Below are 2,578 nucleotides of genomic sequence, written 5' to 3' on the forward strand. Positions count from 1 at the left end.
ATGCGATCGTACATGCTACGCTTTTCACTGTCCGATAAAACTTCATAAGCTTCAGCAGCTTCTTTAAATTTCTCTTCAGCTTCGGCATTGTCAGGGTTTCTATCAGGATGATATTTCATCGCCAATTTACGGTAGGCTTTTTTGATCTCATCATCACTTGCGGTTTTTGAAACGCCTAAAACCTCATAATAATCACGTTTAGCCATTTTTGGCGGTGCTCCTCACGGAATTTTATCAATACTCTATTGCCGACTAAATGGGGGGCTTTAGCCGAATTTACAAGGGTAAAATGTTTAAAAAATAGATATATTAAAAAACTGCCTTATTTTTTAAATATTTAGACAAGCCTTTTAACCATGCATTTAATAGAAATAACCACGCAATAGCGCTAAATACCACACCCGCAACCGTAGAGGCGGTTACCCAGAGGTTACTGTCCCATGCAAAAAAGAAGAGCGGAATAAACCAGACCACAGCAAAAATTGCCATACAAAGAAATAGAATCCCGTTTCGCATAATCCATAGTGCATGCGCATGAATCCAAACTTCTGCATTATCTACAACCGCCACTTTACGAGCGACCAAATAAGCAAAGGCCGCAAAAATAACCGTAAACAATGCAAGAAACATGAACGCATAAGAAATTACTATATAACGGCGATGCTGTTCGATATGGTCTTGCCCCATCTGTATTTCACCTCAATTCACTGCACTTAGCCTATTTTTTATGCAGTGAAATAATCCTGTATTTTTTGTGTAAAGACAGGTGCTACTATATTGGAGTTTTCAATATTTCGCACCTTTATTCACAAAAAATTTATGTATTTTATGCGGTTTTTTTCACCTTAAACCACGCTGCGTAGAGCGCAGGTAAGAAAAATAATGTCAGTAAGGTGGCAACAATCAAGCCGCCCATGATCGCAACTGCCATTGGACCAAAGAAAATACTTCGTGAAAGTGGAATCATGGCCAAAACTGCGGCTAATGCAGTCAAAATAATCGGGCGGAATCGACGCACTGTCGCCTCAATAATCGCTTCCCATGTTGGATGCCCTGCTTGCCTGTCTTGTTCAATTTGATCAATTAAAATAAGCGAGTTACGCATGATCATGCCAGAGAGTGCAATTGTGCCCAACATGGCCACAAAACCAAATGGTTTGTTAAATAGGAGCAAGAATAAAACCACACCAATTAAACCAAGCGGAGCTGTTAACAACACAATGGTCGCGCGAGATAAGCTTTTGAGCTGAATCATCAGTAATGTCATGACCACAGCCAAGAACAGTGGCATACCCGCATTAACGGAGTTTTGCCCACGTGCAGACTCTTCTACAGTTCCACCGACTTCAACAAGATAACCACTTGGTAATTCAGCACGCAATTTATCCATTGATTCAGCTAACTCGCCAACAACAGTCGCTGGTTGTAATTGAGTGCGGATATCTGCGCGAACAGTAATGGTCGGTAAGCGGTTACGATGCCAAATTAAACCATCTTCAAACTTATACTCAATTTTAGCGATTTGAGCTAAAGGCACAGTCGTTCCGTTGTTCGTTGGTACAGCTAAACTTGCTAGAGAAGCCACTTCAACTCGTTCGCTCTGATCGCCGCGTAAACGGATTTCGATGAGTTCACGCTTTTCACGATATTGCTCAATCGCACTACCTGTAATTGATGCATTAATGAAATTCGCTAAATCGACACTAGAGACACCCATTTGTCGAGCACGATCTTGGTCAATTTGAATTGAAATAATCTTACTCGGCTCACCCCAATCTAAATGTACATTGGTAGTATTCGGGTTTTCGCTAATCAGTTTAGCGACTTTCTGTGCTTCTTGACGGACCAAATTTTGATCTTCACCCGACACACGATATTGCAATGGATAACCAACAGGAGGGCCATTCTCCAGTAATGACACGCGAGTACGAACTTGCGGCAGCAATTGTCTAATTTGTTTGTCTAACGAGCGTCGAATTTCATCACGATCATCGAGTGATGATGCGAGTACAACAAACTGTGCAAAGCTGGCTTGCGGTAATTGCTGGTCTAACGGTAAATAAAAACGTGGTGACCCTGTACCGACATATGCCACATAGTTATCAATACCTTTTTGTTTAGACAGGAATTTTTCAACCTTTTTCACAGCTTGTTCTGTCGCTGTTAAAGAGGCACCTTCTTCAAGTTTTAAATCGACTAAAATCTCGGCACGGTTCGAAGGTGGGAAAAACTGCTGAGGCACTATCTTAAACATCAGCACAGATAGCACAAAAACACCCACTGTAGTGGCAATTACGGTTTTACGGTAAGTCACACAAAACTCAACCATCTTTCTAAAACGTAAATAGAAATTGGATTGATAAGGATCGTAGTGATGATCCTGTGAAATGGACACAGTTTGTGGTTGCGGTTTTTTGGTTAACCTCGCCCATAAACGGACATACCAAGGTGCCTGATGCCCTGTTTTAGTAAAATCGGGTAATAGCTTTTCGCCTAAATAAGGTACGAATAAAACTGCTGCAACCCAAGAGACCAATAAGGCAATCGTCACCACCTGAAAGATAGAGCGAGTGTATTC

3 protein-coding genes are annotated in these 2,578 nt (G+C 41.4%); all 3 read right to left on the bottom strand.

Annotated features, from left to right (window positions below; genetic code table 11):
• The coding region (locus UC75_RS21225; RefSeq protein ID WP_228137278.1) for a DnaJ domain-containing protein at nt 1-206 on the bottom strand (206 nt) is incomplete at its 3' end.
• Between the two features lie 103 nt (nt 207-309).
• Nucleotides 310-687 (bottom strand): hypothetical protein, encoded by a 378-nt coding sequence (locus UC75_RS10895; RefSeq protein WP_004790237.1) that lies wholly within the window; start codon nt 685-687, stop codon nt 310-312.
• A gap of 139 nt (nt 688-826) precedes the next feature.
• Nucleotides 827-2,578, bottom strand: a 1,752-nt coding sequence (locus tag UC75_RS21230; RefSeq protein ID WP_228137279.1) for an efflux RND transporter permease subunit, incomplete at its 5' end; no start/stop codon positions are given.

It is taken from the genome of Acinetobacter sp. V2 (assembly GCF_001188385.1).
GTDB classification, from domain to species: Bacteria; Pseudomonadota; Gammaproteobacteria; order Pseudomonadales; family Moraxellaceae; genus Acinetobacter; species Acinetobacter oleivorans.